The organism is Streptomyces sp. SCA2-17, from assembly GCF_044336695.1.
Genome location: NZ_CP117521.1, coordinates 6,994,648 through 7,017,541, shown reverse-complemented (window position 1 = coordinate 7,017,541; position 22,894 = coordinate 6,994,648). Strand labels below are relative to the sequence as shown.

The window sequence follows — 22,894 nt, the reverse complement described above, 5'->3', positions numbered from 1 at the left end:
TGGCCTAAAGCGTGTTCCGCAACCCGGTGAGCGGGCATCTGTCCGGTATGGCTGGGGTTTTGCGGGCCGAGCGGGTGTGGGTGGAGACGTTCACCGGGCTGCGGGCCGGGCAGTTCGAGCGGCTGTTGCGGGTGGTGCGCGAGCGAGGTGGTGACGGGCCGCGGGTGGGTCGGCCGTGGGCTCTGCCGCTGTCCGAGCGGGTGCTGCTGGTGGCCGTGTACTACCGCACGAACCTCACCATGCGGCAGGTCGCCGTGTTGTTCGGTGTCTCGACGGCGGGCGTGTGCCGGGTGATCCAGCGGCTGGGCCCGTTGCTCGCGCTGGAGCCCGTCCGGCCCGCTGAGAGTGCGGTCGAGCGGTTGTGGATCGTGGACGGGACGTTGATCCCGGTGCGGGACCGCCGTGTGGCCGCGTCCAGCCGCAACTACCGGTTCTCGGCGAACGTGCAGGTCATCGTGGACGCGGATACCCGCCTGGTGGTGGCCACCGGCCGGCCGGTGCCCGGCACCACGGCCGATGCCCGCGCGTGGCGGGCCTCCGGGCTGGCGGCATCATGCGAGGGTGTGACCGTGCTCGGAGACGGCGCCTACATCAGCACGGGCCTGATCGTCCCCCACCGCAAACGCCCCGGCAGGCCCTTGCTGAAGGGCGAGGAAGAGGACAACGCGGCCCACCGCAAGGTCCGTGCCCGGGTGGAACACGTCATCGGCCGCATGAAGAACTACAAGATCCTCCGTGACTGCCGGCAACGCGGCGACAAACTTCATCACGCAGTCCAGGCTGTGGCCCACATGCACAACCTCGCCTTCGCCGCATGACCAGCCACGGTCGACCACCGGCGCCAGCCTGCCCGCTCACCGGGTTGCGGAACACGCTTTAGCCAGCTTGCCCCTGGGCCTCGACGCCACCCTGATCACCTGCCACTCGGAAGAAAATCAGGCAGCAGCAACGTACAAGTACTGCTTCAACTCCCCCACGGAACAATCCCTGTGGGTGCGGCAAGTATCCGGCCTTGATCTACGACATGTACCGGGGCCGGGCCCACCCTTCCAGGGAAACGCCCAGGTGTGCGGTTGCCGTCCTTGCCGAGCTGCTGGGTCGGCATCTGTAGCTGAGGGCGGGAACGACGATTCATCGACCCGGCCCTGGCGCTGAAGGGGCCGAGGGGTGCCTCTATGGGGTTCGCCAAGTAATTGAGCTGCGTTTGGGCGCTGACGGGATCACGCCCAAACAAACTGCTGCTCTTTCAGAAGGCGAAGCAGGCGTTGGTGCAGTACTCATACTGGCCCCCCGCCCCCGGGTCCACCGACGATCCCGTCCCAGCGACGCACGTTCATCGACCGGTACTCCGCCATCCGCCGCGACAGCCGCGGCACACCTGGGACTGATCGAGAGGGCGGGTCTCCACCCGGGCCCCGCGAGCCTCACGGTTCAGACGCCCCACCCGCCTCAGCTACCACCTCACCGCATGAAGGCGAAGCCGCTCCCCGACCGGCCCAGCCTGAAGCCGAAGGCGCCACCTGCCCCCCCCCCGTGATGGACGCTCTTAACTTTCACTAATAATGATCCCCTAGCGTCTCGTCCATGATGACGCAACGTGGTGCAGTCGGATCTGTTGTCCTCACGGCCGTCGCCCTGACGGCCGGCGCCGGGGTCGGCGCCGCGGCTCCCGCCCCCGCCAAGCCCGCCGCCGTGTCCCACGGCAAGGTGACGGACAATCTGTACATGTCGCTCGGCGACTTCGAGGATGCCACGTCCGGCGAGAACCCGAAGGTCAAGGCCATGATTGACCGCTCGGACATCGGCGGCGTGCAGGTGGTGGTGCCCTGGAAGGCCCTCGAGGGGAAGAAGGGGGAGTACAAGTGGTCACGGCTGGACAATGCCCTGACGTATCTCCAGGAACGCCACAAGGAACTGTTCGTCCAGGTCCAGGACCGGTTCTTCGACGTAGCCATGAAGGACGCCAACGTTCCCCAGTATGTGAAGGACGAGGGCGGAGTCGCGCCAACGATCGACGAGAACCCTGACAACCCCACCACCCGCGGGGCTATGGTCGCGCAGTGGAACAAGGATGTGCGGGCGGACTTCCAGGCCATGCTCAAGGCGATGGCGGGGAAATTCGACGGAAAACTCGCCGGGGTAAACCTTCCGGAAACCGCGGTCGAGGTGGAAACCAAGACGGATCAGACCAAGTACACCTCGAAGTCCTACATCGATGCCGAGATCGACAACATGCGCTACGGCAAGAAGGTCTTCACCAAGACACAGTTCATCCAGTACATCAACTTCCTTCCGGATGACGACGACCACAAGCGCATGAAGGAGATGTTCGACCTGGCCAGGGACAAGAAGATCGGCATCGGAGGACCGGACACCCTGCCTGACCGGAAGTACCAGATGGAGAACTCCTACAAGTTCCTCCACGAACACAAAGATGACCTCCCCCTCGTCGCGATGGCCGTCCAGGAACCCGACATCAACGCCAAGGACCCCAAGACAGGTAAGCCGTACACCCGCGAACGGTTCACAGACTTCGCCCACGACTACCTCGGTGCGCGCCACATGTTCTGGACCACCGAAGCAGACTGGCTGCAGAAGCCCGCGGCATGACACGTGTGCGAGTACGGCTGCTCAAACCCGTGTGAATGACTGAGCGCTCCCGGGGTGGCACAGCCTCACGAGGCGATCGCCACATGACCAACGGGAATTGCTCAGCGCAGCAGAGTCGCCCCCGGACTCAAAACAGCCCCGGCCGCTCTCCCTCATGGAGGGCGGCCGGGGCCTGCTGTCCCCGGCACGGCCACGGCTCACAGCACCTTCGAAGCCGAGGTGTGCGTCCTCCCCAAGAACAACGGTGGTCATGACGTGACCTGGGCTGGTGCACCGGCCCGCCTGCTGCCCGCCCGCCTCGTACGTGGTCTCGCAGGCGTACGGCAGTTGCTGGGTACGAGCGAGGCCTCGTGAGTGACACGGCTCTTCAGCTGCTGGTGCGGGATGACGTCACGGCTCTCCAGGAGCATCAGGTAGTCGGAGACGGCTGCGTGGCAGACGGCGTCGACGGTGTCCTTGTCTGCTGCGCGTCGACTGGACCCGTCATCGCCGGGGCACCGTACCGGGCCATGTCGTCCGCGCTGCCGAGGTCGACGACAGTGGTCGCCGACATTGCGTTCCCGGTCAGCTTCGATCAGCCCGGTGAAGGCGTCGCGTACCGACGTCCGGACAGCACTTTCTTGGACCCTGGCTCTCTTGCCGGTTCAGGTCTTCAGCGCGCCCAGGCAGAACTGGACCAGCCCCGCATCGACGTCCTTGATGATCCGTTTCATCTCCGCCCACGGCGGGTGGAAGCTCGCGGCGTCCGAGGCCGGGTCCTCCTTGCCCCACTCGATGGTGAAGGCGAGGATCTTGCCCTTGCTGTCGTCGACGATGTGCCGGGAGTAGGCGTAGTCGTCGCTGGTCCCGCAGGTCGGGTACAGGTGGAAGCCGGACATCGGCTTGTACGTGGCCCCGCGGACGCCGTGCAGCCCCGCGCAGAACTCCTGGGCCAGGGAGAGAGCGGTGTCCTCGTCGGCCCGCGGGATGTACTCCGCGTACACAGTGTCGTGGGGCAGGCCGCGCTTGCCGTCGAAGTGAGTGTTCCGGAAGTTCTGGTCGGGGTGGGCCGACTGGTTCTCGTCGTCGCCCCAGATGTAGAGCATGTCCTCGGAGTAGCTGTGCACGTCGACGAACCACCGCGCGCCCGGATAAGTGTCCAGCAGCCAGCGGACGTTGCGCGTCTCGGGTTCGGAGAACGCGTGCGGCCCCTGGTACGTCTGGAAGTCGCACGGATCATCGGTGACCCGGGGACCGGCGCCCGGGGCGAAGGCGGTGGCGAAGTCGAAGAGGAAGTCGAAGTTGCGGTTGATGTCGACGCCGACGCAGGCCGGACCGCCGCTCGCGTGGGCCGGGTTACGGTTCTTCCGCCACATCGGATCGGCGGTCTGGCTGTAGTGGCGGCCGTCGGGGTTGACGAGCGGGAAGACGACGACGGACAGCCCGTCCAGCAGGCCCCGGACCTGCGCCGCGTCGAACCGCGTGCCGCCGTAGGCGAGCCCGGTGCCGCGCTCGTACGCCTCCAGGAGGTCGGCCGCCAGGTGAACGAGGACTTCACAGCTGCCCCATTCACGGGCGTGCACCCCGCCTGTCAGAACGACACAGTCCCGGGCCCCGTCAGGGGTGGAACCGACTTCGAGGGCGTGACACGTCACGCCCTCGACCGACGGCTCGGGAAGGGTGATGAGCCGGCTCAGCTCCGGGTACGCGCCTGCCAGGCGGACCACGGCCGAGTCGACCTCGGTGGTGTTGAAGTACTTCGCATCAGTCGGCATGGGAACCTCATCGGATCAGTCCTCGGCCTTGTCGCCCAGCCCGCGCGGCACGGCCGAGGGATCGGCGAACCGGTCGCCCTCCCCGACCTCGGCCTGACGGGCCTTGCCGGTGGCGGTGGCGTCACCCACCACCGTCACGGTCACTCCCGGGTGCTCCAGCGCCTCGGCCTTCCGCGCGGACACGTAGGCGTCGATGCCGACGCTGCCGTCCGCCTGCGTGCGGGGACGGCCGCCGACGTCGGGGCGCTCGTCGCGCAGGAGAGCACGGAGCGTGTCCGCGTCCTTCGCGGTCACGCGGACGCGCAGGATCTTGTCATGGTGACTGTCGTCGGAGGGCATGGCCTCACATCCCTCGCTGTTGGTCTCTGCTCTCACCGTGCACCCTGTGGCGGGTGTGGTGTCAAACGGAGCGAAATTCCGTTATCGCCCGCAACAAGACGGAGTTGCGCGCCACGGGGTCCGGGCGCGCGGAACAACGGAACAGTTGTTACTGCAGGTCGTCTTCCTCACGGCCTGAGAGCGGCCGATCCGATCATTGCCCGCAGAAGCTGGTGCCCAGGAACAGCTCCCCTTCAATGTCCGAGGTGTGGCTCAGCAACTGCTGGACGGTGATCGCGGCGGCGGCCACCATTCTCACGCGGCAGCCGGGCAAGTACCGGCGCACCGGCCGTCGTGGGCGTTCCACGGAGCGTCGAGCTCCACAAGCCTGTCTCCACGAGCTGGAGCACCGACGTCGCGGTTCATGCCGGGGGGATCCGACCGATCTGGAACACCGAGTCGGCCGTGGTCACCACCTGGCCACTCGCGCTGAGCACACCGGCCACCGTGTCGGCGATCTCACGGTCGGCGAGAACCGCCACTTGTCCGCCCGGCACCGCGTGTTCGGCTGCCAGGTCGGCCAGACGGCCGGTCAGTTCTCCCACTCAGGGCGTGCACGCTCTCCCTGAACTTCTCGATGCCTTTCCACTTCCCTCACTGTATGGACGAGTCGAAACCAAGGTCCACTCGCGAAGTAGAGGCGATGGATAGGCTCAGACCCCTTGTCGCGTGCGGTCATGGTTGCCGCGGCCACCTCCCCGGCCCGTTCCCAGCAGCAGGCCATCAATGATCCGCCCGTACATGAGGCGTGCAGCCTTTCCCGTAAGACCGTCGAAAAATCGAGGCACTCCGCGCAAGCGCACATCGGCGGACCACACGACGCGGCACCATCGTGCACCTGTCTCTCCGGTAACTGGCTGCACTGCGATCTCGGCCCAGCCCTGCACCACACGCCCTCGCTTCTCCACCCGGCAGTAGCCGGGAACTGCATGGGACCGGGGCGGCTCCCATCGCACGACCTCCATGGGGTCGTCGAAGGCGGCGGGGCCGAGACGGGTGCGGGCGACGAACCGCGTTCCCGAACGGGTGGGTGGCGGAGTGATCACCTCGAGGGCGGTGAACGGCACGAGGGCGGCGTGCCCCTCCCAGTGTGTGAGTCGTTCCCAGACGGTCGCGGCCGGCAGCGGGACCTCTCGTACGATCCGGAAGAAGGCCACGCCCCTACCCAGCCGCCGGTCGTCCTCGGCGGAGGCCGCGCGCGAGCGGGTGTCGCGGCTCGTACAGACGCAGCTCGCCCCCACCCGGGAGACGGAGGGTGGTGAGCAGCCCCCACCCTTCGTCGCTGACCGGCTGGGTGAAGTCCACACCTCGCGCGGACAGCTCTTCCACGGTCCGCCGGATGTCGTCACACATCAGGAACAGTTCGTGGCCACCGGATGCATCGGACGGGTGTACCGCGGCCTCGGCGGGCGGCAGCTCGAAGATCAGCCACCCGCGGCCGGCGTCGACGCACAGGAAGCCGAGCACGTCCCGGAGGAAGGCCCGGTCGGCCTCGGCATCCTGGCTGAACACGACGACGTGCGCGCCACTGATCATGTCTCCGCCCTCGCTGCCGGACCGGGAAGCCTTCGGCCCTCACCGTAAGGAGCGGGACGGGGCGGCGCCACCGGGCAGTGTTCCGGATGCGGCGGCCGCGTAAGGTCCCACCTGTCGCCCCACATCGCCAGTGGCTGGACGCGTGTCGCGAGTCGGTGCCGCGTTTCGGTGGATCGCCGCGACACGCGAGGCGTTCGCCGTCTCCGTGACCACCCACGTGTTCGTGGCCCGGCCGTGCCATGGCCAGGCACCCGAGCTCGGCTACGGTCGTCACCGACCCCGCCACCGGCATGTTCGCTGCCGCCGGCGGTGAAGCCCTCAACGGCAAGAACGCCCACCTCACTCCCCACTCGCTACACCGACCGGCTCTCCTGAACACCTCCGGACCAGGCCCGCAGCGCGAGGCAGGTACCCGACCCGGGGCAGGCTCGAGCGCCGGCGCCCACAGGGCGGTCAGCGCCCTGTCGGCATCGGGAGTCCGGCTCGGTTCACCGGTGGCACCGTGCCGCCCGCTTCCGCCCGCTTCCGACCGCACGCTCAGCTTGCAACGCGCGCTTTCCGGGACGACGCAGACAGCCTGCGTCGTCCCGGTCCGTTTTTAAGCGACGCCCACATGGAGCAGAGCGATCCGTGACGTGCGCGAGGGACCAGCCGGCCGCGGGCCGTCCGGTCGCCCACCTTGCCTCAGGATTCGGAGGACGGCTGCGGCACGTAGAAGGCCGTGGTGGCGGATGTCATCGCCGCGACCGTTCCGGCGGGCGTGCCATAGTCCGCGTTCGCCTTTCCCCAGGCCTCGCTGCTGGCGGCCAGGAACAAGCGTGCCTCCTCGGACTCACTCCATGCCTGCGTCGCCTCGCGGTCGAACGCTTTGCCCTCGGTGAGGTACTTCGAGAGACCGACGAGGCCCAGGTCCCAGCCGACACCGGTGGCGCCGGGCCCGTAGGTGTCCCAGAACGCAGGGTCGACGATGGCTGTGTGCTCCAGTTCGAAGATAGTGCGCTCCTCTCCCTCGGGCATCAGGCGCACCTCGACCTCGCTGAGGTCACCCTCCTTGGGCTCTCCCAAGATCCAGCTGACCCGCAGCAGCCGGGGCGGCTCGCAGCACAGCACCTCGCCGCCCGCGTTCCCCTCCAACTGGTACCGGCCGCCGGGCTTGAGTTCGCCCGTGACGGGCAGGAACCAGCGTCCGAGGCGCTCCGGGTCGGTGCATGCCTCCCAGACATCGTGGACGGCGGCGTCGTAGGTGCGCCGCATGATGATGCTGCGGCCTGTGCCCTTGGGGGTCTCGGTGTCCCGCACCTGGCGGTGCATGGCGTTGATCAGGTCAATGACATCAGCCACCTGGGGTCTCCTCTTTCTCTTTTCCGGCAGTACGATCCTCCGCACTGCGATCGCCGCCCCCTTGTGTGCCGTCATGCAGCCGCCGGGCCCGCTTGCCCCTGGCGAGTTCGGAGCCGAGCGCGTCGAGGCGTTGTTCCCAGAAACCGCGGAAGCGCTCAAGCCAGACGTCCACCTCGCGCAGCGGCGCTGCGTCAATCGTGTAGAGCCGGCGCGCGCCCTCAGCGCGTACCGTCGTGAACCCACTCTCACGCAGGACCCGCAGATGCTGGGAGACGGCCGGCTGGGAGATCGCGAACTCTTCCCGGACCGCAGCGGTCACCGCCCCGGAGGTCCGCTCGCCTTCGACCAGTAGTTCCAGGATGCGACGCCGGACCGGATCCCCCAGCACATCGAATGCATGCATGACTCATATTATGCAAGCTATCCCTTATATAAGGCAACTCTTATTCAAGGGGTCGCCGGCCGGCGCGAGGAGGGCGGAGGGGCTGCTGTTCCGGCTTCTCACCACCTCCTGCCCCGTCCCGATACTCCCCCGAAGGCCCTCCTCCAGCACCCTGATCCACCCGCCCGTGCGAAGGGGCACCCGTCGCCGCGCGCGTGGCAAGGCGATCCTTGACGCCGTCCCGGGCCCGGTCAATCGCGTGATCGCTGTACCACCATCAGTTCATTTTCGCAGGTCAGCGGCAGTGCCGCTGCCGAGGCGCCGCAGAGGCACAGCGGCAGCACTGGCAGAACGCTGCACTCTCTCCCCCCACCCGCACGTACGGAGAGGAACCCTCCGTACCCGCCGTCCACACCGCACGGGTCTTTCATGCGGCCGGAGCCGACGACGTACTGGAGCTGGGCGCTGGGAACGGGCGCGACGCCCTGCACTTCGCCCGTGAGGGCTTCACCGTCCGGGCCACCGGCCTCAGCCCCTCGGCCTGAAGTAACTCCGCCACGCCGCTCAAGCCCAAGGCGTCGCCGAGCGGGTGCCCACCGCAGTGCACGATGTGCGCGAACCTCTTCCCCTGCCGGATGCTTCCGTGAACGCCGTCTTCGCCCACATGCATGCTGTTCATGGCCTTGCCGACCCAGGAGATCCACTCCCTGCTCGGCGAGATCCCCGCCGTGTCCTGCGTCCTGGCGGCGCCCTCGTCCACACCGTCCGGCACACCGGCGACGCCCATTACGGCACCGGCATCGCCCGCGGTGACGACATCTACGAGCACGGCCGCTTCGCCGAACGCTTCGTCCCCCGCCGCCTCATTGACTCCCTCGCGGAGGCCTGGCCTCTCGATTAGGCCTACGCGTTCAGGCCTACGCGTTCGAGGAGGGCGGCCTGCCCCGTCGCCTGCGGCGCATCACCCGGACCTGTGCCGATGAGCGCCGACCCGATACCGAGGCCGACCTCTCCGTCGACGACACCGGACTGCCGTGCGTCACGCTCTTGCTGCGCTGCCCTCAGTCGGCGGTCTTGTCCCGTCACGCCTCGTCAAGGACGTACAGGGCAATGCCGACCAGCAGTGCGCGGATCGGTGAGCCCCGAGCGGTTCCCGCCCTCTGCGGCGCAACCACTCCACCCCGTGATCGAGGGCGGACCGACCCACCGCTCCCCCTGTTTCGGCCAAGATGCGGCGCGACACGAGGGCCGGGACGGGCCGGGGCAGGTGCTGCCGCTGCCGGGGGCCACCTTCCGCAAGATGACTGGTATTACTGATACATGCAGGAAGAGAGCGCACAGGGTGCGATCGACACGTTCATCTCCGCGTTCAACGCCTCGGACGACAAGTACGTGACCAGTCTGCTGGCCCAGGCCCTGACCTCGGACGTGATCCTTTGGGGGCCGCTGGGACGCAGTGAAGGCATCGCGGCAGTCGAGCGCTTCGTCCTGGACATCCGGCGCCATCCGGCAGGAACCGGCACGATGACCCGCTGCTCAGAAGTGGACATGCCCGATGAGTGGGCCCGGTACCAGTGGTCCTTCACCACCCCTGACGGCGGCCCCCGCCTCGCCGGAACCGACGTCGTCCACCTGCGGCGCAACCTCATCGACCAGATCATCGTCTTCGCAGGGGACACCCAGCTTCTCCCCTGACTCCCACGCACTTGCTCCGTCTGGCGAACACCGGCGCATCAGCGCCGCCGGCTGGTCGAGCCATGACCTGGGACCGGGACATTCGTGGTGCCGGAGCGCGCATGCGGTGCCCCTTGGCGGCGGTGCCGGCCACGGCCGGCACCGCCGGACGCACAGCGTCACCCCCCAGGGAGCGGGAACCGGCCGCTGATTCGGGGCCTCACCGGTTCCACGGGGAGCAACTGACCTCAGCTGCCAACACCTGCTCAGGCAGGGCACCCGCCTGGCGAAGATCCACGGGCGAGGCCGTGCAGCAAGGCCCGGGCCCGATCGGCGAACTGACGGCGGGTAGGGTCGCAGCTGTTTGGCCAGGACTCGACAGCCGGAGCCGTAGTGAACCACCCGCAGCAGCCTGCGACGCCGCCGCCCTACCGCCCCTCAGCGTTCGACCCGGACGCGACCGAGGTCCTCTCCCCGGGAGCCTGGCAGCAGTACGGCCACATGCCGCCGGAGGACCCGGCCGGCACGACCAAGCCGTTGCCGCGCATCGAACCCGAACCGGCGCAGCTCCGCGAGCCCGGCCGGCCGGCTCGCCGGCCCCGACGGGCGTGGATACCCGTCGCGGCCATCGCCGCTTGCGCGGCCGCTGGTCTCACGGTCGGCGCACTGGTACTCGGCGGTGACGAACAGGGGGCGGCTCCTGCGGCCCGGTCACCAGAACCCGCCATCCCGGCCACGCCCGGCTCCGCCGGTCCCTCCCCGTCGAACGCTCCTTCCGCCACCCCCAGCCCGCCCGCCGCCGTGCTCCTGGGCGGGCCGTACATGCTGATCAGCGACACCGGCAAGGCCGCGGACGTCACGGCGGCCTCCCGCGACAACGGCGCGGTAGTCATCGCCTACCAGCCCACCGGCAACCCCAACCAGCGATGGACCCTCACCGACGCAGGTGGCGGCTACGTCCGCATCACGGCCGTCCACTCCGCCAAATGCCTCCAGGCTGACGCCTCCTCACCCGCAGGCGGAATAACCCAACAGCCGTGCGCCGGAACCGATACCCAGCAGTGGCGGGTGGCTGCCGACGGCAGCACCTACATACTGACTCTCAAGACCTCCGGACAGACCCTGGACATCGGCCCCGGGGACATCCTGCGCCTTCAACGGCCAGGAGCCGGACCAGCGCGGAAATGGTCCGTCAGGAGCCCCTGAGCATCGCCGTGTTCACCGGCGTCTACAACATCTCGCTTCTTGCCCTGGGCATCGACCTCACCCGCCGCACCGGCGGTTCGCTGCGCGGGCAACTGAGACATGCGCACGAGCCGCCCGTCACGCTCCCCGCCGGCTGGAACGTCTTCGCCCTCGTCCCCTGTCTGAACGAAGAACGCGTCATCGCCAACACACTGCGCTGCCTGCTCGACGGACAATCGGGCGTACGCATCGTCGTCGTCGACGACGGCAGTGACGACGCCACCTCCCGCATCGTGCATGCCGTCGGCGGTGACCGCGTCACCCTGGTCCGCAGGACGTCGCCCGCCGCGCGGCAGGGCAAGGGCGCCGCCCCCAACGCCGGACTGCGCACCGCGCGCGAGCATGCCGCGAAGGAAGGCCTGGATACGAGCCGGGTACTCGTATGCGTGCTGGACGCCGACGGCCGGATGACGCCGGCGCCGCGAGCCGGGCGCCACAGCGGTTCGCGGACCCGGCGGTGGGCGGGGCCCAGCCGGCAGTGCGCATCCGCGGCAGACGTCGCCGGGCGCTACGGTCGCAGGACCTCAAGTTCTGGGCCTTGAGCGCGCTGGCCCAGTTCGGCCGGATCGCCACCGGCACGGTGAGCATGTGCGGCAATGGCCAGTTCAGCCGGCTCTCCGCCCTCGACGGCATCGGAGCGCGCCCCTGGTCGGGCTCCCTGTCCGAAGACCTCGACTTGGGCATCAGCCTCGCGGCCCGGGGGTGGACGGTGGCATCGCATAGCCACAGGCCATGAAGGACACGGCCCGCTCGTGCCGTGTGATGACCGGCCGGATCCGCTTCGAGTGTTTGAGCGCCGGCAGCAGGCCGGCCACGTTCTCACCTGCACCGCCGAAGGCAGCCTGTACGCCGTGCAGGGCGCCCGCCGACGCCTTCCAGCCCCTGCCGATGGCCTCGTCAACCCGCATCGGCGTTCCTCGTTCATGCCTGGAGACACTGCCGGTCGCGCAGCGAGGCCGGTCTCGACCCATGGGAGCGATTTCTACGGTACGGACGCTTTTCATGCGGAACCTTATGCGATAAGGCGGATGATATCGCGGGAACGCCTCTCCAAGGGCACCCATACGGATGCCGCAGTGCCGCAAGTCACCCGCACGACCCATAACGCATCGCCCTCCCCCCGGAGAAAACACTCCGCCACCATCCGGGGGACTCGTCATGCGCAATTTGTATTACGGCGGATACGCAACGGGCAATGATATGCCGGCCGTGCGGCGAAAGGTCCGTCGTCCACTCCACTCCGCCGACAGGAGGGTCACACCATGAGCGGGACGTCCGCTGCCCCCGGGAATCCCCCGGAGGCGCTCCCCGACTGTGCCACCGATCCCGTCACGTCCCTGGTGGCCGAGTTCGTGGACAAGCGGATGGGAGGCAGGATCGTCCAGGGACAGGACCCGGTCCTGCGGCCGGTCTTCGTCAAGTTCCACGGTGCCGCCCGCGGCGTGCTCACCGTCGACCCCGCTCTTCCACCCGATCTGTGCATCGGATTCCTCCGGGCCGCGAAGGAGCAGAAGGGCCTCACCGCCTGGATGCGCTTCTCCAGCGACGTCCTTCCGGACCGGCCGGACCTGCGCAGGACCGCCGGCGCCGGCATCAAGCTGTTCGGAGTACCCGGCCCGAAGCTGCTGGAGCAGGAGAGCCGAGCGGACACCCAGGACTTGCTCCTGCAGAACCACGACGTCTTCTTCGTCGACACCACCCGGGACATGTGCGAGTTCGAGCAGGACCCGGTGGCCTACCGGCGCGACCATCCGGTCACCGACCGGATCCTGAAGGAAATGCGCAAGCTCGAGGAGAGCGTACTGACCGCCACGTACTGGGGTGTGCTCCCGTACGCCTTCGGCACGGACCGGCACGTGAAGTACAAGCTCGTACCGGCCGGCTGCGCGCCGGGCGACCCGCACGCGACTCCGGCGGACGAGAACCCCTCCTTCCTCCGCGGCGATCTGCAGTACCGGCTGGCCGCCGGCGAGGCCGCATTCGATCTGCTGCTGCAGTTCCGCACGGATCCGGATCGCATGCCGCTGGACCGCGCGACCGTGCGCTGGGAGGAATCGCTGAGCGCCCCCGTGAAGGTGGCGAGGCTGACCCTCCACCAGCAGGACGTCACGGCGCGCGGCCAGGAGGCCTACGGGGACAACCTCGCCTGCAACCCCTGGCACAGCCTGCCCGAACACCAGCCGGTCGGCAGCCTCGGCGAGGCCCGCAAGATCGTCTACGCCGCCTCTGCCGCCCGCCGCCGCGACGCGAACGGGGTTCCGGTGGTGGAGCCCGGCCCGGCGCGGCCCGCGTCCACCGAGGCGCCCGGCCGTGACACCCGGATCGCCCGGGCCGCGATCCACCCCGCGATCGGGGTGGCTCGGATCGGCGACAGCGCCGAGGAGTTCTTCCTCGGCCCTGAGGTGGAGGATGCCCCTCCGCTACCGACCGGCAGCTACAAGGACGCCACCGGCGCCCTCAAACGCCAGGCTGCCCGCTTCCGCGTGTACGGCTACAACGCCGCCGGTGAGGTGGTCGCCGAGCTCACCTCGGACAGCGCCGACCTCAAGTGGACCGTGCACGTGGCCAACAAGAAGGCCGCCTGGTACCAGTTCCAGCTGGCGCTGGACATCCCGGAGGCGGCCCAGGCCCCCGCGACCACGCTGCGCAACGCCACCGTCCCGGAAGACCAGCGGCACCAGCTGGTCATCGACCCCGGGCCCCGGTCCATCCGCGGCGCCAACCGCTCCGGCAAGCCCGAGTACGCCTTCGACACCGGCACCTTCATGGACAGGCCCGTCTACCTGGGCGAGCTGCGCACGGATGCCGCCGGCCGGCTGGTCTTCCTCGGTGGCCGCGGGGTCTCGGCCTCCGCCACCAACACCCCGGCGGGACACTTCGCCAACAACGACACCTGGCACGACGACATCTCCGACGGCCCCGTGACCGCCGAGGTCCGCATCGACGGGCGCCCCGTACCGGTCGACCCCGCCTGGGTCGTGGTCGCTCCCCCGAACTACGCGCCGGAGCTCAAGTCGGTCCGCACGATGTACGACCTGCTGCGCGACCTCTTCGTGTCCGCGGGCACCCTCGCTCCTCCGCAGGAGGTCTCTTTCACCCGCGAGGTGCTGCCGCTGCTGCGGCGCCTGTGCGACCTCCAGTGGGTCAACCACGGCTTCGCAGCCCACTTCGGACACGCCGGACGCGAGCACCTCCTCGCACCCGAGCGCCTTGCCCGGCTGGCCGACCACCACTCACGCAACGCCGAACTGCGCCACCAGATCTGGGCGACGATGCGGGACATGGACCGCGACGCCGCCTCTCCGGTTCCCTGGCCGGCGATCTACGGAGACGCGATGGGCACGCGTCCTCCCTCGCCGCGGCAGCACCTCGCGCTCACCCCGCTCCAGTACCGGCTGCTCGACCGCTGGGCCGCCGGGGACTTCCACGCCGACTACGACCCCGCCGCCACGACGCCCGCGTCCCTCGACGACCTGCCCCTGGCCGAGCGCCCCCGGGTGCTGGACCGGGCCGTCCTGTCCTTCTGCCTGGCCGACGCCTTCCACCCGGGCTGCGAGTTCACCTGGCCGATGCGCCACCTGACCATGTACACCGCGCCCTACCGGCTGAGGCACCGCGACCCCTCCGAGCCCGAACCCTCGTACGGGCCGGCCCTCACGCCGCAGCAGGCAGTCGCGGACGACGGCCCGCTGCACGCCCAGGGGCCGGGAGACCTGACCCGGTGGATGGCCGTTCCCTGGCAGACCGACACCGCCCGCTGCCGGTCCGGCTACAACCACCGCTACGACCTCTACCTGCCGACCTTCTGGCCGGCGCGCGTGCCCAACCACGTCCTCACGGAAGCGGACTACAAGGCCGTCATCGACACCACGCGCACCACCGAGGAGCGCCGGTCCGCCTTCGAGAACCGCGCCGTGTGGGACCGGTGGCTGCCCTCCACCAGCCCCGTCGCCCAGATGAACGCCATGGTCAAGGATTTCGGCAAGCTCGGCCTCGTCGAACGGCGTGAGGGGGCGACCGACGACCCGGAGCTGCCCCGGGCCGTGCTGGTGGAGTCCGAAGTGAGCTTCGCCCCGGCCACGCCTCCGCCCGACCGGCGCAACCTGGTGTTCCTGCACGTGCCCGAGGCCGCCGACCCCGCCCGCCGGGACGAAGCGGTGGACACCGCCCTGCGCACGGTGGACCTCCCCGACGAGGAGGTGCTGGCGGGCTACTTCGAGAAGATCGTCCGCTACCCGGACCGGCGGTGAACACCCGCACCGCGCCCTCGGCGGGCGGACGCTTCGAGGTGGTCGTGGCCGGCGGCGGCCCCGCGGGCGCCGTGGCGGCCCTTGTCCTGGCCCGGGCCGGCCGCCGCGTCCTCCTCGTTGGCGACCGCGCCGACCCGTCCGGGGCGACCGCACCGTTCACCATCGGCGAGACGCTGCCGCCCGCAGCCCGGCCGCTGTTGCACGACCTGGGCCTGTGGCCGCACGTCACAGCCGACCGGCACCTGCAGTCCACCGGAATCCTCGCCTCCTGGGGGTCACCGGAGCTCTACGACCGCAGTGACATCCTCGACCCGAACGGTCACGGCCGGCATCTCGACCGCGCCCGCTTCGACGCCTCGCTGCGCAGAGCCGCCGTCGCCGCGGGCGCCGAGTTCCGCCGGGCCACCGTCGTGCGCCACCATGCCCGGGGATCCGGCCAGCAGATCCTGGTGCGCCGGGAGGGCGCCGTCGAGGAACTGCTCTGCGACTGGGTCGTCGACGCGACCGGTCGCCGCTGCATCATCGGCCGCCGCCGGGCCGTCCGGCACCGCCAGGACCGGCTCGTCGCCGCCTACGCCCTCTTCGACCGCCGCATGCCGCACGGCCGGGGCGCGGACGAGGACCTGCGCACGCTCGTCGAGGCGGTGCCCGGCGGCTGGTGGTACACCGTCAGGATCCCCGCCGGCCGGCTCGTGGCGCACCTGACCGACGCCGACCTTGCCCCTCCCGCACTGCGCACGCCCACCGGATTCCTGGCACACGCCGCACACACCCTGCACCTGCGGACCCGGCTGGAAGGTTGCTCCCCGCCCGCCGCCGCTCCGCGCTGGACAGCCGCCCACGGCCTGCGCCTCTCGCCGCCGGCAGGTGCGGGGTGGCTCGCCACCGGGGACGCCGCCCTCGCCTTCGACCCGCTCTCCTCCCAGGGCATCCTCACCGCCCTCCACACGGGGGCTCACGCGGCCCGCACCGTCGACCTGTGCCTGCGCGGCACCGTCACCGTCACCGAGGCCCTCACCGAGTACACCGCGTTCCTCGACGGCATTGCCGACGCCTACCTCGGCCATCACGCTTACTACTACGCCCAGGAACGGCGCTGGCCGGCACACCCTTTCTGGAAGCGTCGCACCAACTCCTCTATGGCTCCCGAGCAACGCCCGGCATGACGTCGCGGTCACGGTCATTGGTCACTGTCACTGTCACTGTCGCTGTCAGAGGCAGCCCGGGGCCGCCTGCCCGGGCGACTCGGCGGCGCCGTGCGTCCCGTACGGAGCGCCGCATGTCTCGTCAAGTCGGCGCGTGGCGTTGAGGCTGCCCAGCAGGGAAAGCGCCCGGGAGCTGGGGCTTTCCGGTTCTGCGTGGTAGATCACGACCTGCTGACCAGAGGCTCCGCGGACGTCGAAGGAGTGGTAGGTGAGTGAGAGGCTTCCGACTTCGGGGTGGATGAGTTCTTTGGCGCCGTGGGTTTTTCCGTAGACGGTGTGCGCATGCCAGAGCGTGGCGAATTCCTCGCTCGTTTCGGTGAGGGTGCTCACCAGGTTGTGCAAACGCGGGTAGTGCGGTTCAACGCCGGTGGCCTGGCGCAGGCTGGAGACGACCGCCTCGGCCGCACCGTGCCACTGCGCGTAGAAGGTGCGGCTTGCCGGGTCGAGGAAGGTCATGCAGGCCAGGTTGTCCGCTTTCTCGAACGGCGAGAAAAGCGCGTCGGCCAGGCTGTTCGCGGCCAGGAAGTCCAGTGCCGGGTTGAGGACGAATGCGGGGGTGTTCGCGTACCCGCTCAGCAATTGGTTCAGCATCGGGCTGACCGTCTCTCTCGGCTGTGTCCGCTGACCGTCCGGCAAGGCATCCGCCAGTCGGTACAGATGGTCACGTGCCTGATGATCCATGCGCAGGGCGCCGCTGATCGCGTCGAGGATCTGTGGTGAGGGGTTCTGCTCGCGGCCTTGCTCAAGGCGGGCGTAGTAGTCGCTGTTCATGCCGGCCAGAACGGCAACCTCCTCCCGCCGCAGGCCTGCCACACGGCGTCGGCCGTAGGAGGGCAGTCCTACGTCGCCGGGCCGGAGTCGTGCACGGTGTGAACGAAGGAAGTCTCCGAGAGAGTTGCTGGTCACTTCGTCAGGTTAGACCGCTTCCCAGCTGTGTTCCTGGGTGCGCCGTACCCAGGAACAGCCTGCCCTGGCCGGCCCTTCCGGCGAAGCCCAGACTCCGGAGAACGAGCTGGACGGAGGTGCGGAAGGGCGCGGCGAGTAAACGGCCGAGCCCCGTGCCTGACGACACCGGTCTCGGCGCCACGGGCAAGGTCCGTGGCGTGTGCTCCGCCGCGAGCACCCCGTTCCCTGCCAGGAGGAAGAGCATGACGCAGACCACCAAGGTCGTAGCCATCACCGGTGCGAGCAGCGGCATCGGTGAGGCGACCGCACGCCGTCTGGCGGTGGACGGGCACCGGGTTCTTCTCGGCGCGCGCCGTACCGACCGGCTGGAGCGGCTGGCCGTAGAGATCACCCGGAAAGGCGGCACCGCCGCCTTTCGCAAGCTGGACGTCACGGACGCGGCGGACATGCGCGCGTTCGTCGATGCGGCCCTTGCCGAATACGGCCGGATCGACGCTGTCGTGAACAACGCGGGTCTGATGCCTCTCTCCCCGCTGGAAGCGCTCAGGACCCAGGAGTGGGACCGCATAATCGACGTGAATGTGCGAGGAGTCCTGCACGGAATCGCCGCTGCTCTGCCCGCGATGCGCGCACAGGGCGGCGGGCACTTCGTGAACATCGCCTCCGTGGGCGCATACGAGGTCTCCCCCACCGCTGCTGTCTATTGCGCCACCAAGTTCGCCGTCCGTGCGATCTCCGAAGGGCTGCGCCAGGAGTCCACCGGGGACATACGGGTCACCCTTGTCTCTCCCGGCGTGACCGCATCCGAACTCGCCGACAGCATCTCCGACCCGCAGGCCAGAGAAGCGATGAAGAGCTACCGCGCCGTAGCACTGCCCGCCTCCGCCATCGCGGACGCCATCGCCTTCGCCCTGTCCCGGTCTCCGGAGGTCGACGTGAACGAAATCGTCCTCCGGCCCGCAGCAAGCGCCCAGTGACCCGCCTCGGAAGCACAGGAGCTGACGTGCCGCCCGGCGCCGGCCACCCGGCCACCTGGCCGGTCGCACGGTCGAACGGGGCTCGGCCACAGGTAAGGCACGGCTCCGTCTTCATTCGGTCGCGATTTGATCATGGTCGAGCAAACGAGCGATTTTCGCCATGGTCATGCCCATAAACTTCCGGCCGGTTCGTAAGTAGTTCATCGTTCAACCCCGGCGTCCGGCGCCGGGCAGCACCCTGGGGGATCCCTATGCCCATTCGCCATGTCGTCACGGCCGCGCTCGTCGTCTCCGGCGCACTCGCACTGACTGCCTGCGGGCCCACCGAAGACAGCGACAGCGGCAAGGCCGGCGCCAAGGGTTCTGCGAGCGCGGCGCCGTCGCAGCCCACTGGGGGCAAGGGCGACAAGGACGGCAAGGGCGATAAGGGCAAGGACGGCTACACGGACCCGTGCGCGCCGCTGCCCAAGGGCCACAAGCTCATCAAGGTGAACAGCGTCGAAGGCGCGATGAACAACATCGTCGCGCAGGACGCCAAGGTGTCCTGCAACACGAAGATGGACGAAGGCGCCTTCTACCGCCCTGAGGGCGCGACCAACACCTACGCCTTCGACAACGAGAACGCCAAGGTGACCGTCCTCAGTCTGAACGGCCCCGAAGTCCGCCCGACGCGACCCACCGACAAGACCCTCTCGGGCATCGGGCACGTCAAGGAGTGCGCGGACCCGAACCACCAGCAGTACGACAACCAGAGCAAGGCGGACCACAAGGAATGGTGCGCCGGCCAGAACTACTACAACGTGACGCTCGGCCCGGGCAACAAGATCACCGAAATGGTCGAGCTCTCCGGCTCGTGACGCCCCAGGGATGCCGTGGGGCCAGGTGCCGGCCGGACCCCACGGCATCCCTGACATCGTGAGCAACGTGCCCCCCTACGACACCCCCCGGCACAGACTCGCCGACGTAGGCAGAAGCACGTAGTCGTGGAAGCGGCGGAGCCGCGCGTGTCTCCACGGCGTGCCACACGAGACACGACCCCCACCGCAGCCGCCACTTCACACCCGGGCGCCTTCACGCCGGCAAGGCCTACCTACGACGTTCCCCACCTTCGGAAATGGCTCCGCGGCAAGCGCATCGGAGTCCGCATCGCCCGCAAGGGCATCGAGTCCGGCGAACGCCTCGGACAGCACAGGTGGGTGATCGAGCGCACCATGTCATGACTGACCGGCTACCGCCGGCTATCGCCCCGCTACGCACGCGCCCCCGCAACTACCTGGCCTTTCTCGGCCTCGCCGCACGTGCGGCATGGGGTGTTCAGCTGCCACGATCGAGCGAAGGGCTCAGCGACTCCGGCCGGAACGGGCTCACACCCGTACCGGGCGGTGATCTGGTCAGCAGGCCGCCGGTGAGCGTCGTAACCTGAAGGGAGACATGGCAGGCCCGCAGCCTTCGAGGCGTCGCGCTCAACCTCTCCCGCGTGGAAAAGGAGGCCTTCGTCATGACCACTCATGCCCTTCAGTTCACCGTAGAGACGGTCGATGACTCCGCCGTTGCGGGGCAGTCCTTCCTCACTGTGGACGGCACCGGGGCGCCCGCCGTCGCCTACGTGATCGATACTGCGGCCGGCGCCGCCGTGAGGGTGGCCCGTCGGCAGAACGGTCACTGGACGCACGAGGACACGGGCGGCTTCCCCGCGGGAGACGACGTGCGGATCAGTCTGAGCTTCGACTCGGGCGGCGTCCCGCACATCGCCTACCGGGACGGCGACAGCGGCAATGCGATGTTCGGCACCAGGCGCGACGACGGCGGCTGGACCCTCGAGGCGATCCCCACCCAGGCCGGGCTCATCGTGCGCTCCGCCGCCGACGTCTCCATGCAGATCGAGCCGAACCTGAACGATCCGCCCTTCGCCGACACCCCGACCGTCGGGTACCGCGACGCGTTCAACGGCGACTCTGCGGCGGTCGCGCGGAAGGTCGGCGGATCCTGGCAGATCAGCGGCGTCGACGCACCGAGCGATGTGAGGACAGGCCTGTCGCTGGCCTTCGACAGCAGCGCCGGGCTCAGGCTCGCCTACTTCCAAGGCTTCGACGACGGGTCGCCCGTGATCCCGCAACCGCTGAAGCTGGCGCAGGAAGAGGTCAGCGACGCCGGGGACACCCACCCGCCGACCTTCGTCAACAGCGTGATCGACCCGGACATGCGCGCCGCCGAGAGCGTGTCCATGGCACGAGGCCTCTTCTCCAAGGCGCTCGTCGCGTACGCCGACGTCCGGACACGCACCGTGCGCGCCTGGTCCAGCTCGTTCGGGTCGGAGCCGAGTATCGAGGTGGTCGCCGAGGGCAACGACGCCAACGGCCCCCGGTTCCCTTCTGCCGCGGGCGACCCGCACCAGACCCTGTTCATCGCCTACCTCGACGACGGTCAGGTCGTGCTCGCCAGGCGCGGACCCGCGGGGTGGACCAGTCAGCCGGTCGCCACCGGCGGCGGCTGGCCGTCCCTGGAGTTCGGCAAGGACGGTACGGCTCATCTCGCCTACGGAACCGGGACGTTGATGTACGCACGCGGCACGGTCAGCCCCGGCTGACCGGCACCCCCGACCGGATCCACGAGGGGCCGGGGCACACCAGCACGTTGACCAGCGACTTCAAGCCGGCGGGGCTCAGTGACATGGCGCCCCTGGGCCCGGGCCGGTGCCAGGCGCAGATGAGCTTGAACCTGTCCCTTGCGCCAGTCCTGGCGTTGAGGATCTCGCCGACGAGGCAGGGGCGGCGGTCAATCCGCGGCAGGCCGGGTTTCCCGGGCCTTCGGCTCATCGGCGCCGTCCGGCCCGGGAATTCCGCTCCACAGCCGTCAGGGCAGGACCAAATCGTCATCGTCGTTGTCGATGACCTTGCCGTCGAATGCGCCACCTTTACAGATCGTGTAGGTGTCCTCGTCGTACCTGACATCCGTCGGCACCCCGCCCCCTTCGATGCACGTCACATCGTCGATGGGCATCGGCGCCCGGGGCGCCGCCGTGGCGGGCACGGTGCCGAGGCCGGACACGGCGAGCAGAAGAGCCAGCGGCCCGAGGACGCGGGACAACTGATACGTGCGCATGGAATTTTCCTCCGTCCACCCCCGAACGTATCGCCTGCTCAGTGTCGCAACTCCCGGGGTGGGCCAGCCCGGCCTGCTGCTCCATCCGGGGGAACCCCGCCCGCGGGGGCGGGGCCACGGTCCGTCCGTGCGAGTGGTGCCAGAAGATGACGGCGAGGCGGCGGAGTACGGCCTGGCAGGCGCGGACGAGCTTGACGGTTCGCCCGGCCAGGCCGCGCTCCGTGCCCCTGCTCATCCTGAGGGATGACCGCGCGCATACGGGTCTTACTCAACTGCCGGGCGTCAGTGCGTGATGACCCGCGTGTGGCCGGCCGTGGGATTGATGTCGAGCGGGATCGAGTACGCATGACCGATCCGTCCCGCGGCCTGCGGCGTCGCCGGCGCCCAGCCCGGAAGGGGAACCGGGCGGTCGACCGTTACCGCGACGTCCGTGCCCGTACGGGTCTCGTACGTGCCGGCACCCGGCACCGAGACCGAGTGGTGACCGCTGATGCCGAAGCCTTGCGGCAGGTTCCCGTACGTGCCTCCGTGAGAGGCTGCCAGCGCCAAATCGAACACCGAATAGGTCTTGCAGTCCTTGTTTCCGTCCTTGTAACCGGGGCCCCACATCGTCAGCCAGGACCCGTCGTCTTTCTGGAGGGACGAGTGAGTGCACTGGGTGAACTGCCCATTCAGGTCCCCTTTGAGGTTGACCTTCCCGGTACGCACCGTACGGGTCATGGTGCCGTACACCTTGCGAGAGGAGTGGGGCGGTACGGGGATCGTCTGGGAGGGGATGGTGACCTCCACGTCCTCGCCTGTCGTCGTTTCTTCGGAGGTTCCCCATGTGTATGTCGTGCTGAGCGAATCCCCCAGGTTGATCAGCGGGCCGACCTTGAGTTCGGCGCTGACGGTATTTCCTGTGCTGACCTGTCGGGTCACCTGGCTCGTGACGGAGTTGTGGTAGGTCTTCGCCATGGGTGCGCTCGTCATCATGAGCGTTTCGTCTCCGGCGTTCGTCAAGGTGGTGGACAGCTCTTCCGAGATCTCCACTCCCTTCTCCACCGACGTGACGGTCGGGGAGCCGGCCGGTGTCACCTCAAGGTTGCCGAACGTGACCTGCGAGGTGTCGTTCACTATTCCGTCGTACAGGGCTCCCGTGTGGGCCCATCGGCATCCGGCCCTGGTGCAGACGAGGCCGTACGGTTGCGGGGAACCCCAGTGCTGCGCATGATCGGCCTGCTTCGCTGCCCAGGCGGCCGGGTCGCCGTAGCGCACCATGTCGTTGAGCGCTTCGTCGAGGGTGGCGGGGGCCGGTGGCCGGGTGTCGGCGTACGCGTTGCCCGGCACGGCGGCGACCGCCATTGTCGCCGTCATCGCGGCAGCCGCGGAGAAACGCGCCATCGACTTCTTGGATATGTGAAGCCTCATCATGCAACTTCCCTTATCGGAAATATTCCGGATCTACCCGGAATGTCTGCACGCTAGCACGCAGATATACCGCTCCAGCGGCCGCCGGACGCCGACGGATGAGCTTTATCGCATTCCTTACATG

Annotated in this window: 23 protein-coding genes and 1 pseudogene; 13 read left to right on the top strand and 11 right to left on the bottom strand. The window is 68.9% G+C overall.

Annotated elements, in window-relative coordinates; genetic code table 11:
* Window positions 1-47 precede the first annotated feature (47 nt).
* Together PS271_RS30970 and PS271_RS30965 are read left to right on the top strand one after the other, a co-directional pair.
* Window positions 48-818, top strand: coding sequence for a transposase family protein (locus PS271_RS30970; RefSeq protein ID WP_390956334.1), 771 nt, complete (start codon window positions 48-50; stop codon window positions 816-818).
* A gap of 766 nt (window positions 819-1,584) precedes the next feature.
* Window positions 1,585-2,610: a hypothetical protein gene (locus tag PS271_RS30965; RefSeq protein WP_398386496.1), complete on the top strand. Its 1,026-nt coding sequence runs from the start codon at window positions 1,585-1,587 to the stop codon at window positions 2,608-2,610.
* Between the two features lie 644 nt (window positions 2,611-3,254).
* Here the strand turns inward: PS271_RS30965 and PS271_RS30960 are convergent.
* From PS271_RS30960 to PS271_RS30930, 7 genes are all read right to left on the bottom strand, one after another.
* Window positions 3,255-4,364, bottom strand: a complete 1,110-nt coding sequence (locus PS271_RS30960; protein ID WP_398386495.1) for a M14 family metallopeptidase — start codon at window positions 4,362-4,364, stop codon at window positions 3,255-3,257.
* Between the two features lie 15 nt (window positions 4,365-4,379).
* Window positions 4,380-4,703: a hypothetical protein gene (locus tag PS271_RS30955; protein ID WP_398386494.1), complete on the bottom strand. Its 324-nt coding sequence runs from the start codon at window positions 4,701-4,703 to the stop codon at window positions 4,380-4,382.
* Window positions 4,704-5,104: 401 nt separating this feature from the next.
* Window positions 5,105-5,287 (bottom strand): hypothetical protein, encoded by a 183-nt coding sequence (locus tag PS271_RS30950; protein ID WP_398386492.1) that lies wholly within the window; start codon window positions 5,285-5,287, stop codon window positions 5,105-5,107.
* Window positions 5,288-5,395: 108 nt separating this feature from the next.
* On the bottom strand, window positions 5,396-5,899 hold the full coding sequence (locus tag PS271_RS30945; RefSeq protein ID WP_398386491.1) for an SRPBCC family protein: 504 nt from the start codon (window positions 5,897-5,899) through the stop codon (window positions 5,396-5,398).
* A gap of 4 nt (window positions 5,900-5,903) precedes the next feature.
* The gene (locus PS271_RS30940; protein ID WP_398386490.1) at window positions 5,904-6,278 is read right to left on the bottom strand and encodes a VOC family protein; all 375 of its coding nucleotides are present in this window, start codon (window positions 6,276-6,278) and stop codon (window positions 5,904-5,906) included.
* Window positions 6,279-6,962: 684 nt separating this feature from the next.
* Entirely contained in the window at window positions 6,963-7,619 is a 657-nt protein-coding gene (locus tag PS271_RS30935; RefSeq protein WP_398386489.1) for an SRPBCC family protein, read from the bottom strand.
* The gene (locus PS271_RS30930; protein ID WP_398386487.1) at window positions 7,612-8,022 is read right to left on the bottom strand and encodes an ArsR/SmtB family transcription factor; all 411 of its coding nucleotides are present in this window, start codon (window positions 8,020-8,022) and stop codon (window positions 7,612-7,614) included. The genes PS271_RS30935 and PS271_RS30930 overlap by 8 nt, the downstream gene beginning before the upstream one ends.
* A gap of 568 nt (window positions 8,023-8,590) precedes the next feature.
* Here PS271_RS30930 and PS271_RS30925 point away from each other — a divergent pair.
* From PS271_RS30925 to PS271_RS30905, 5 genes are all read left to right on the top strand, one after another.
* Complete coding sequence (locus PS271_RS30925) at window positions 8,591-8,902, top strand: methyltransferase domain-containing protein (RefSeq protein ID WP_398386486.1); 312 nt, start codon at window positions 8,591-8,593, stop codon at window positions 8,900-8,902.
* A gap of 419 nt (window positions 8,903-9,321) precedes the next feature.
* On the top strand, window positions 9,322-9,696 hold the full coding sequence (locus PS271_RS30920; RefSeq protein WP_398386485.1) for a nuclear transport factor 2 family protein: 375 nt from the start codon (window positions 9,322-9,324) through the stop codon (window positions 9,694-9,696).
* A 372-nt stretch (window positions 9,697-10,068) separates the two neighbouring features.
* A complete protein-coding gene (locus tag PS271_RS30915; RefSeq protein ID WP_398386484.1) occupies window positions 10,069-10,881 on the top strand; it encodes an RICIN domain-containing protein in 813 nt (270 codons plus the stop codon).
* The gene (locus PS271_RS30910; RefSeq protein WP_398386483.1) at window positions 10,860-11,462 is read left to right on the top strand and encodes a glycosyltransferase; all 603 of its coding nucleotides are present in this window, start codon (window positions 10,860-10,862) and stop codon (window positions 11,460-11,462) included. Before PS271_RS30915 ends, PS271_RS30910 begins: the two co-directional genes overlap by 22 nt.
* Window positions 11,378-11,656, top strand: a complete 279-nt coding sequence (locus tag PS271_RS30905) for a glycosyltransferase family protein (RefSeq protein WP_398386482.1) — start codon at window positions 11,378-11,380, stop codon at window positions 11,654-11,656. The genes PS271_RS30910 and PS271_RS30905 overlap by 85 nt, the downstream gene beginning before the upstream one ends.
* Here the strand turns inward: PS271_RS30905 and PS271_RS30900 are convergent.
* Window positions 11,604-11,828, bottom strand: coding sequence for a thiamine pyrophosphate-binding protein (locus tag PS271_RS30900; RefSeq protein ID WP_398386480.1), 225 nt, complete (start codon window positions 11,826-11,828; stop codon window positions 11,604-11,606). The genes PS271_RS30905 and PS271_RS30900 overlap by 53 nt on opposite strands.
* Window positions 11,829-12,182: 354 nt before the next feature.
* On the opposite strand from PS271_RS30900, the gene PS271_RS30895 reads away from it, so the two are divergent.
* Both PS271_RS30895 and PS271_RS30890 read left to right on the top strand, forming a co-directional pair.
* Window positions 12,183-15,170 (top strand): LodA/GoxA family CTQ-dependent oxidase, encoded by a 2,988-nt coding sequence (locus PS271_RS30895; protein ID WP_398386478.1) that lies wholly within the window; start codon window positions 12,183-12,185, stop codon window positions 15,168-15,170.
* Window positions 15,167-16,336 (top strand): FAD-dependent monooxygenase, encoded by a 1,170-nt coding sequence (locus PS271_RS30890; RefSeq protein WP_398386477.1) that lies wholly within the window; start codon window positions 15,167-15,169, stop codon window positions 16,334-16,336. Before PS271_RS30895 ends, PS271_RS30890 begins: the two co-directional genes overlap by 4 nt.
* A gap of 45 nt (window positions 16,337-16,381) precedes the next feature.
* Here the strand turns inward: PS271_RS30890 and PS271_RS30885 are convergent, their stop codons facing one another.
* The gene (locus PS271_RS30885; protein ID WP_398386475.1) at window positions 16,382-17,281 is read right to left on the bottom strand and encodes a helix-turn-helix transcriptional regulator; all 900 of its coding nucleotides are present in this window, start codon (window positions 17,279-17,281) and stop codon (window positions 16,382-16,384) included.
* A 242-nt stretch (window positions 17,282-17,523) separates the two neighbouring features.
* On the opposite strand from PS271_RS30885, the gene PS271_RS30880 reads away from it, so the two are divergent.
* From PS271_RS30880 to PS271_RS30865, 4 genes and pseudogenes are all read left to right on the top strand, one after another.
* Window positions 17,524-18,258 (top strand): SDR family oxidoreductase, encoded by a 735-nt coding sequence (locus PS271_RS30880; protein ID WP_398386474.1) that lies wholly within the window; start codon window positions 17,524-17,526, stop codon window positions 18,256-18,258.
* Window positions 18,259-18,509: 251 nt separating this feature from the next.
* Window positions 18,510-19,115 (top strand): hypothetical protein, encoded by a 606-nt coding sequence (locus PS271_RS30875; protein WP_398386472.1) that lies wholly within the window; start codon window positions 18,510-18,512, stop codon window positions 19,113-19,115.
* Window positions 19,116-19,318: 203 nt separating this feature from the next.
* Window positions 19,319-19,475: pseudogene (locus tag PS271_RS30870) on the top strand (IS5/IS1182 family transposase); the annotation flags it as partial.
* A gap of 281 nt (window positions 19,476-19,756) precedes the next feature.
* Window positions 19,757-20,845: a hypothetical protein gene (locus PS271_RS30865; RefSeq protein WP_398386470.1), complete on the top strand. Its 1,089-nt coding sequence runs from the start codon at window positions 19,757-19,759 to the stop codon at window positions 20,843-20,845.
* Between the two features lie 266 nt (window positions 20,846-21,111).
* Here the strand turns inward: PS271_RS30865 and PS271_RS30860 are convergent, their stop codons facing one another.
* Window positions 21,112-21,360 carry a hypothetical protein gene (locus PS271_RS30860; protein ID WP_398386469.1) on the bottom strand — a complete coding sequence of 83 codons (249 nt, stop codon included), beginning with the start codon at window positions 21,358-21,360 and terminating at the stop codon, window positions 21,112-21,114.
* A gap of 282 nt (window positions 21,361-21,642) precedes the next feature.
* On the bottom strand, window positions 21,643-22,704 hold the full coding sequence (locus tag PS271_RS30855; protein ID WP_398386468.1) for an ETX/MTX2 family pore-forming toxin: 1,062 nt from the start codon (window positions 22,702-22,704) through the stop codon (window positions 21,643-21,645).
* Window positions 22,705-22,894: the final 190 nt, after the last annotated feature.

What these genes read in the sequence shown, in the direction of transcription:
- PS271_RS30970 (WP_390956334.1), top strand. Translation starts at nt 48, where the DNA reads ATGGCTGGGGTTTTGCGGGCCGAGCGGGTGTGGGTGGAGACGTTCACC.
- PS271_RS30965 (WP_398386496.1), top strand. Translation starts at nt 1,585, where the DNA reads ATGATGACGCAACGTGGTGCAGTCGGATCTGTTGTCCTCACGGCCGTC.
- PS271_RS30960 (WP_398386495.1), bottom strand. Translation starts at nt 4,364, where the DNA reads ATGCCGACTGATGCGAAGTACTTCAACACCACCGAGGTCGACTCGGCC.
- PS271_RS30955 (WP_398386494.1), bottom strand. Translation starts at nt 4,703, where the DNA reads ATGCCCTCCGACGACAGTCACCATGACAAGATCCTGCGCGTCCGCGTG.
- PS271_RS30940 (WP_398386490.1), bottom strand. Translation starts at nt 6,278, where the DNA reads ATGATCAGTGGCGCGCACGTCGTCGTGTTCAGCCAGGATGCCGAGGCC.
- PS271_RS30930 (WP_398386487.1), bottom strand. Translation starts at nt 8,022, where the DNA reads ATGCATGCATTCGATGTGCTGGGGGATCCGGTCCGGCGTCGCATCCTG.
- PS271_RS30920 (WP_398386485.1), top strand. Translation starts at nt 9,322, where the DNA reads ATGCAGGAAGAGAGCGCACAGGGTGCGATCGACACGTTCATCTCCGCG.
- PS271_RS30910 (WP_398386483.1), top strand. Translation starts at nt 10,860, where the DNA reads ATGGTCCGTCAGGAGCCCCTGAGCATCGCCGTGTTCACCGGCGTCTAC.
- PS271_RS30900 (WP_398386480.1), bottom strand. Translation starts at nt 11,828, where the DNA reads ATGCGGGTTGACGAGGCCATCGGCAGGGGCTGGAAGGCGTCGGCGGGC.
- PS271_RS30895 (WP_398386478.1), top strand. Translation starts at nt 12,183, where the DNA reads ATGAGCGGGACGTCCGCTGCCCCCGGGAATCCCCCGGAGGCGCTCCCC.
- PS271_RS30880 (WP_398386474.1), top strand. Translation starts at nt 17,524, where the DNA reads ATGACGCAGACCACCAAGGTCGTAGCCATCACCGGTGCGAGCAGCGGC.
- PS271_RS30875 (WP_398386472.1), top strand. Translation starts at nt 18,510, where the DNA reads ATGCCCATTCGCCATGTCGTCACGGCCGCGCTCGTCGTCTCCGGCGCA.
- PS271_RS30865 (WP_398386470.1), top strand. Translation starts at nt 19,757, where the DNA reads ATGACCACTCATGCCCTTCAGTTCACCGTAGAGACGGTCGATGACTCC.
- PS271_RS30860 (WP_398386469.1), bottom strand. Translation starts at nt 21,360, where the DNA reads ATGCGCACGTATCAGTTGTCCCGCGTCCTCGGGCCGCTGGCTCTTCTG.
- PS271_RS30855 (WP_398386468.1), bottom strand. Translation starts at nt 22,704, where the DNA reads ATGGCGGTCGCCGCCGTGCCGGGCAACGCGTACGCCGACACCCGGCCA.